Origin of the sequence: Streptomyces sp. RP5T (assembly GCF_003933965.1) — a bacterium.
Taxonomy (GTDB): Bacteria; Actinomycetota; Actinomycetes; order Streptomycetales; family Streptomycetaceae; genus Streptomyces.
Genome location: NZ_RSAJ01000466.1, coordinates 1 through 6,591, shown reverse-complemented (window position 1 = coordinate 6,591; position 6,591 = coordinate 1). Strand labels below are relative to the sequence as shown.

Below are 6,591 nucleotides of genomic sequence, written 5' to 3'. Positions count from 1 at the left end.
GGGTCGAACATGGCCGAGATCGTGGGGGACGGATCACGTGTCGACCGGCTGGTCTCGCTGCTGCTCACCGAGTTGCGGGGTGTCGATCCCGCCGCGGTGTGGGCCGGGTCGGATCCGTCCGGGGGTGAGGATCGGGGCCCCTTCGACACCTGGCTCGCTGCGGCGGCCGCGCTCACCGCCGGGGAGCCGAAGCGGGCCCTCGCCGTGCTGGACGGGCCGTCGTCCGCACCGCACCCCCTCACCCGCGCGCTGCGCGCCGCCGCACACGCCATGGACACGAACGGGCGGCCCGGCGGATGCCTCGGACCCCTGCGGGCCGAGGCCGCGACCACGGTGTCCGGGCCCGTCGCCGACGAGCGGCTGCGGCTGTGCGCGCACCTGGCCGGACAGTGCCTTCCCGTCCTGTTCGCCGCGCGGACGACACTCGGGCACGCGACGACGGGCGAGGCCGCACTCGACGAGGCGGCCCGGTACGGAGAGCGGCCCGAGGGCGCCGGGTGGGACTTCTCGGAGGGCGTCGAGGAACCGCTGAGGTGGTTCGACGGCCTGTACGAACCGATCGCCGAGGCCGCTCACGAGGAGAGCGCGGCCTGCCATCTCCTGCTCGCGGCCGATCTGCGCGTCAGGGCGGGCGCCCGGCAGGCCGCCACCCCGCTGCTGAACGCCGGACTGCGGCCCGCCGACCGGCATCCCGCCCTGGTCGGTCTGGCCGAACTGCTGCAAGGCGACTGGGAGCTGGGCCCTCCGGGCGCCGCGGAACGGTGCGTCGTCCCACCGGACGCACCGACCCCGTCGGGGCTTGCCGCGGCCGCCCAGCGGTACTCGTGCGCGGAAGCCGCCTACCGGGAGGCGAAGTCACTGCGCGGACAGGCCGCGGCGCTGCTGCGTCTCGCGCACGTCCACCGACTGCGCGGCGACACCGCGGCGTGCCGTGCGACCGTGGCCGCGTCGCTCACCGCCGCGGTCGAGGCCGGCGACGAGGCCTGCGCGGCCCTGCTGCGGGTCCATCAACTGCTCGACCTGATCGCCGGTGACACCGATTCCCCGCAGGAGGCCGAGGTCGCCAGGGCCGTGGTGGTGTGGTCCACCACGGTCGGCAGCACGTCGTGGGCGCGGGGACTGGCCCACCTCGTCCAGGCCCGGGCGGAGTCCTGGAACGCGCAGGGGTACGTCGTACGCGGCGGCCGTGCCACCACCCTGGCCCGGCTGCTCGTCCCGGATCAGGACGCCGGCACCGCGCACTCCGGCGCCCCGCTGCCGACGGGCACCTACGCGGCGGCGCGGCACCGGTTGGCCGCGCTCGTCACCTGCGACCTGGAGCAGCAGGACCACCTCGACCACATCCGGCGCCGCACCGGCCGGGGCGAGCCGCCCGACCTCGCGCACTGCCTCGGGGTCATCCGCGAGGCCCAGGTCTTCCACCACCAGGCCTCCGCCCTGCGGGACCCCGACGTGATGGCCGCCGCGCGCACCCGCATCGCACACGCCCTCGGCCTCGGCGAACTGCGGGTGGCGGGCCTCGGCACCCTCGCCGACGGGCCGTTGGCCGACGTCTTCGCCTCCCTCCGCTCCGATCTGGCGGCATGCCCGGCCCAGGAGGCCCTGTTCCGGTCCCGGCGGTCGCGTGCGGCGGGCCTTGAGGAGGAGGCGGACCGGCTCGCCGACGAAGCGTTCGCACGGGCCGGGCAGATCCCGCAGGAGCCCCTGCGTGGTCTCGTCCGGTGCGCCGCTCTCGCCGATCTCGGCCGCTGGGAGACGGCCCGTGCCGAGGCCGCCGCGGTCGAGCCCCGGCTCACCGCCCTCCAGGCGGCCGCCCTGTGGGTCCGGGTGGGACGGCCCGAACGGGCACGCAGGCACCTTCCGCTCCTCGGCGTCGCCGGTCCCGACCAGGAGCACGCCTGGGAACGCGCCGCCCTGCACGCCGACCTGGCCCTGGCCGAGGGCGCCCACGCGGACGCCGCCGACCAGGCGCTGCGCGGGCTCGCCGGGTACGAGGAACACCGGGGGCAGGCTGGCCAGGGACACCCTGCGCGCCTCCTTCGCCGACGACCCGGTGCCGGCCGGGCTCCACCACGCCGCCGTCCTCTCCCTGCTGCTGCCCGGTGGTCGTGACGCGGCGGCCGCCGCCTTCACCCGGGCCGAACGCGTTCGCGCGGGGTTCCTCGGCGCTGTCCGCGCCCTCGACGCCGCGGGCACGGACCGGGAGGACCGTGCGGCGGTCAGGAACTGGCTCGCGGCCGAGGCCCGCTGGGCCGCGGAGTTCGAGGAACACCTGGGTGCCGTCCGCCGCACGGCGGCCTCCGGTGCGCGTGGCGGCCGGCCGGAGGAGACGGGGGAGCGGCTGTCCGGGGGTGCGGTGCCGCGGGCGGCCGAGCGGCGGGCCCGCATCGCGGCGGTCGACCAGGCGCTGGCCGCCGCCGAGACGGCCGTACGGATACGGGTCCCGGCCGCCCTGGCGCCCGTCGGCGACGACGTGGTGCCCGACGCGGCGGCCGTGGCCGAGGCGCTGCCCCCGGACACCGTGCTGCTCGCCCACCACCTCTTCGACGACGTGCTGGTCGGCTGGGCCATGACCCGCGACAGGCTGCTGGTCGAGCGGGTGACGGCCCCTCCCGGGCGGCACCGGCTCGCCCACCACGTCGTGGCGACGGCCCGCCGGTACCGCGACTGGTGCGCCGCCACCGGGTACGGCGGACCCGCGGAAGCCGACGGGCGCCGACTCGCCGACTGGCTGCTGCGGCCCTTCGCGCCGCTCCTGCGGGAGTTCCGGCGGGTGATCGTGGTGCCGCCCGCGGCGCTCGCCCTGCTGCCGTTCCACGCGCTGCCCTGGGACGGAGACGTCCTCGCGGCCACCCACGAGGTGTCGTACCTGCCCGCCGCGGCCCAGCTCACGCGGCGCCACGCCCGACGACCGGACCGGCCGTGGAGCGGACTCGGGGCCCTCCTCGTCGGTGCCCCCGCGAGCGACCCCCGCCACGGCCTGCCGGAACTTCCCGGCACCGCCGTCGAGACCGCCGAGATCGCCCGGCTGCTGCCCGGCAGCCGGCTGCTGACGGGCGCCCGGGCGACTCGCGCCGCCGTGGTGGAGGCGGCCCCCGGCCACGACGTACTGCACCTCGCCACCCATGGCCTGATCGACGAACTCGCCCCGAACCGCAGCCGGTTGCCGCTGGCCGGCGACGACTTCCTCGGCCTCGCCGACCTCCTGTCCGCGGCGCGCGACCCGCAGCTGCTCGTGCTGTCCGCCTGCGACACCGGGCGGGGCAGGGCCACCGCGGGCGGTGACGTCCTGGGGCTGACCCGGGCCGCCCAGGTCATCGGTGCCCGGCACACGGTGGTCTCGCTCTGGCCGGTGCACGACAGCGTCGGCTGCCTGGTGATCACCAGGATGTACCGGCACCTGCTCGGGCATCCGGCCGCGCACGTGGGCCACGCGCTGGCCCTGGCGCAACGCGAGGTGCGCGCCCTGTCCGGTGCGGAACGGGGGGAGGAGTTCCGCCTCCTCGCGAGCCGGGCCGGGGTCGACCCGGGACCACGGGCCCGGGCCCGCTCCTGGTCCTCCTCCTGGTCCCGCTCCTGGTTCTGCGGCGAGCCGCCCGGACCGTCGCGGGACAGCGAACCGGTGCGGCGCCCTGCCGCGACCGAGCGGCACCCGTACCACTGGGCGCCCTTCATCCATGTGGGGGTGTGAGATGACCTTGAGAGCCCTGCTGATCGGCGCCCAGACCTACGGTCTGACCGGCGTGCACGCCGACGTCGCACTGATGCGCCGGGTCCTCGTGGACCGCGGGTTCACCGACCTGGACGTCCGTACCGGGGAGCGGGCCCGGTACGCGGGCATCATCGAGGGCATGGCCCGGCTGCGCCGCGCCGTCCGGCCGGAGGACGGGGTCGTCGTCTACTACTCGGGGCACGGCGGACTGACGGACGGACTGCAGTACCTGGTGCCCGTCGACATGGGCGAGAGCACCCTCACCGACTTCCGCGGCTACCTGGCGGAGGAACTCACCGCCGCCGTACGCGCCCTCACCGAGGTCACGCCCAACGTCACCTGTGTCCTCGACTGCTGCCACTCGGGAGGCGCGGTACGGGAGGCGGCGTACGACTCCGGCCGGTGGGCGCTGAAGTCCGTACAGCTGCCGCGCGTCCCCCCGGACGCGGCGCTCGCCCGCGCGGCGCTCCTGGCCGGCCCGGACGACCCGCTGGTGCCGGACGTCGTACGGCTGACGGCGTGCGAGCAGCACGGCTCGGCGTACGAGGCCGAACTGCGGTACGGAGCCGGTCGGCAGGGAGTGTTCACCGCGGCCCTCGCCGACCTGCTCGAGGCCACCGCGGACCGTCCGATTCCCTGGGCCGCGGTGGTGGCCCGGGCCCGCGACCGGATCAAGCAGCAGCAGGTGCTCCAGTGGCCCGACGCGGGCGGGCCCTCGGGGCGGCTGCCGTTCTCGCTGGAGGAACCCTCCGAGCCGGAGCGGCTTCCCCTTGAGCGGCGGGAGGGCCGGTTCCGGGTGCCGGGCGGTGCCCTGTTCGGGCTCGGCGCCGAGGACGAGCTCAGCCTGGTGTTCCCCGACGACACCGCGCACCGCGAGGACGGCGGGACCTCGGTGCCGGCGACCGTGGAGGAGATGCGCGGGGGCGACGCGCTGCTGCGGGCGAAGCCGACGCCGGTTTCGCAGGCGGACGAGCTGTCCGGCGCGCTGGTGCCGCCGGGCTCGTACGCGCTGGCCGTGCGGGTGCACGACCGCCGGCAGGTGCTGATCGACGCCGTCGGACCGTTCGCCGACGCGCTGCGCGAGGAACTCACCCACTCGCCACGCCTCGCGGAGACCCGCGAGGCGCACACGGCCTTCGCCGTCGTACGTCTCCGCGACGGCCGACCCGAGGTGCTGGACCGCGCGGGCCTGCCCGTGCGCAGGCCGACCGACCCGGCGTACGCCGACCCCTCCCGGCTGCTGGCGCTCGTGGACGAACTGGCCAGGGGCGAGCGGGTGCGGTGGCTGCGCGACCCGCAGGACGCGAGCCGCCTCGACGCCGCGGCGGACGTCCAGTTCGAGGCCCGGCGGACCACGGGGGACGGCGGCTGGCGGGCGCTCGGGCCCATGGGCGAGCGCCTGCACGACGGCGACCTCTACCGCGTCACGGTGCACAACCGCTCCTGGACGCCCCTGTACTTCTGGGTGCTGGGGGTCGGACTGAGCGGCCGCACCTCCCTGGTGACGAACGACCAGCCCAGCGGCTACCGGGTGGAGCCGGGCAGCCGCCGCGCGACCGCCCCCGTGCGGGTGTACTGGCCCGCCGACGTACCGGAGACGGGTCCCCGCCCGGAGACGATCCACCTGATCGCGGGCGACCGCCGGATGGACCTCGGCGCGCTCGCCTCGCGCGAGGCCCGCGACCGGTCCGCGCCCACGGCCGCACCCGCCCTGGGCGCACTGCTCCAGGAGGTCTGGGACGCCGTGCGGGACCAACGGCTGGACGGGGACGAGGAGTTCCACTACCGGGTGTGGACCGTGCACGCCGACGCGCTGCCCCGGCCCCGCGGGGGCGGCGCGTGACCCCCTCGGCCTGCGTCGGCGCGCCGGGGACGCGGGCTGCGGGGACGCGAGCTGCGGGGACCCGGCCGTCAGTGACGGTCCGGGCCCCCGCGTCGTCCCCCGAGATGCCAGAGTGCGGCACACGCGGCGGCCGTCTCCCCGCAGTACTGCGGAATGCGGGCGGAGAATCCCACAACTCGGCCCTCCGCGTGCGGGATTGTCTTCTGCCCGCCCCAACCTGGGCGAAAGGAGGGGCTGTTCGCTGCCCGACGGATACGATGCGTTACGTCGCCAATGCCCGAGTAAGCCGGGTTTTCTGGAGAGGTGCCGCGATGTCGCAGAGGCGGACGGAGAGCCCCGGGGCTGTCGACCGGTGGTCGCACGGCACGTTCCTGGCCGAGCTGGCGCACTGCCCGGACGTCGTCAGGACGCTGCTCTCGCTGGGGACACCGCGTTCGTACGACGCGGGCGAGCACCTCCTGATCGAGGGCATGCGGGAGACCTTCGTGCTGCTTCTCCTCGACGGGGTCACCAAGGTCACCGCGACCGCGGAGAACGGGAACACCGCGCTGCTGGCCATCCGGCTCGGCGGGGATCTGGTCGGGGAGTTCGCCGCCTTCGACAACCGGCCCAGGTCGGCCAGTGTCACCGCGGCCGGGGCCGTGACCGCCCGGCGCATCGGACAGCGGGACTTCCTGGAGTGCCTGGACGGGTGCCCGGCCGCGGCGCTGGCCGTCAGCCGGATGCTCGTGCGCAAGAACAGGTGGTCGGTGCGGCGACGGGGCGACTTCGGGGGCTGTCCGGTGGCGACCCGGGTCGCCCGCGTCCTCCTCGACCTGGTGGAGGACTACGGCGAACCACAGCAGGGGGGCGTGCTGATCGGGCCACGGCTGACCCAGGCGGAACTCGCCGGGCTCGTCGGGGCGAGGGAGCGCCGGGTGCACCACGCGCTCGGCGAACTGGCCGGACAGGGAGTCATCCAGGTCGGCTACGGCCGGACCACCGTCCTGTCCCTCCCTGGCCTGCGCCGGGCCGCGCTGCTGACAGAGCCTGACGA

General features: G+C 76.1%; 4 protein-coding genes. All 4 read left to right on the top strand.

What is annotated here, in order from left to right:
• The coding region (locus tag EHS43_RS46785) for a hypothetical protein (RefSeq protein ID WP_185806529.1) at nucleotides 1-2,112 on the top strand (2,112 nt) is incomplete at its 5' end.
• Nucleotides 2,054-3,691, top strand: a complete 1,638-nt coding sequence (locus EHS43_RS33545) for a CHAT domain-containing protein (protein WP_125194423.1) — start codon at nucleotides 2,054-2,056, stop codon at nucleotides 3,689-3,691. The genes EHS43_RS46785 and EHS43_RS33545, both read left to right, overlap by 59 nt.
• Before the next feature lies 1 nt (nucleotide 3,692).
• Complete coding sequence (locus tag EHS43_RS33540) at nucleotides 3,693-5,555, top strand: caspase family protein (RefSeq protein ID WP_185806528.1); 1,863 nt, start codon at nucleotides 3,693-3,695, stop codon at nucleotides 5,553-5,555.
• Nucleotides 5,556-5,866: 311 nt separating this feature from the next.
• The coding region (locus tag EHS43_RS33535; protein WP_185806527.1) for a Crp/Fnr family transcriptional regulator at nucleotides 5,867-6,591 on the top strand (725 nt) is incomplete at its 3' end.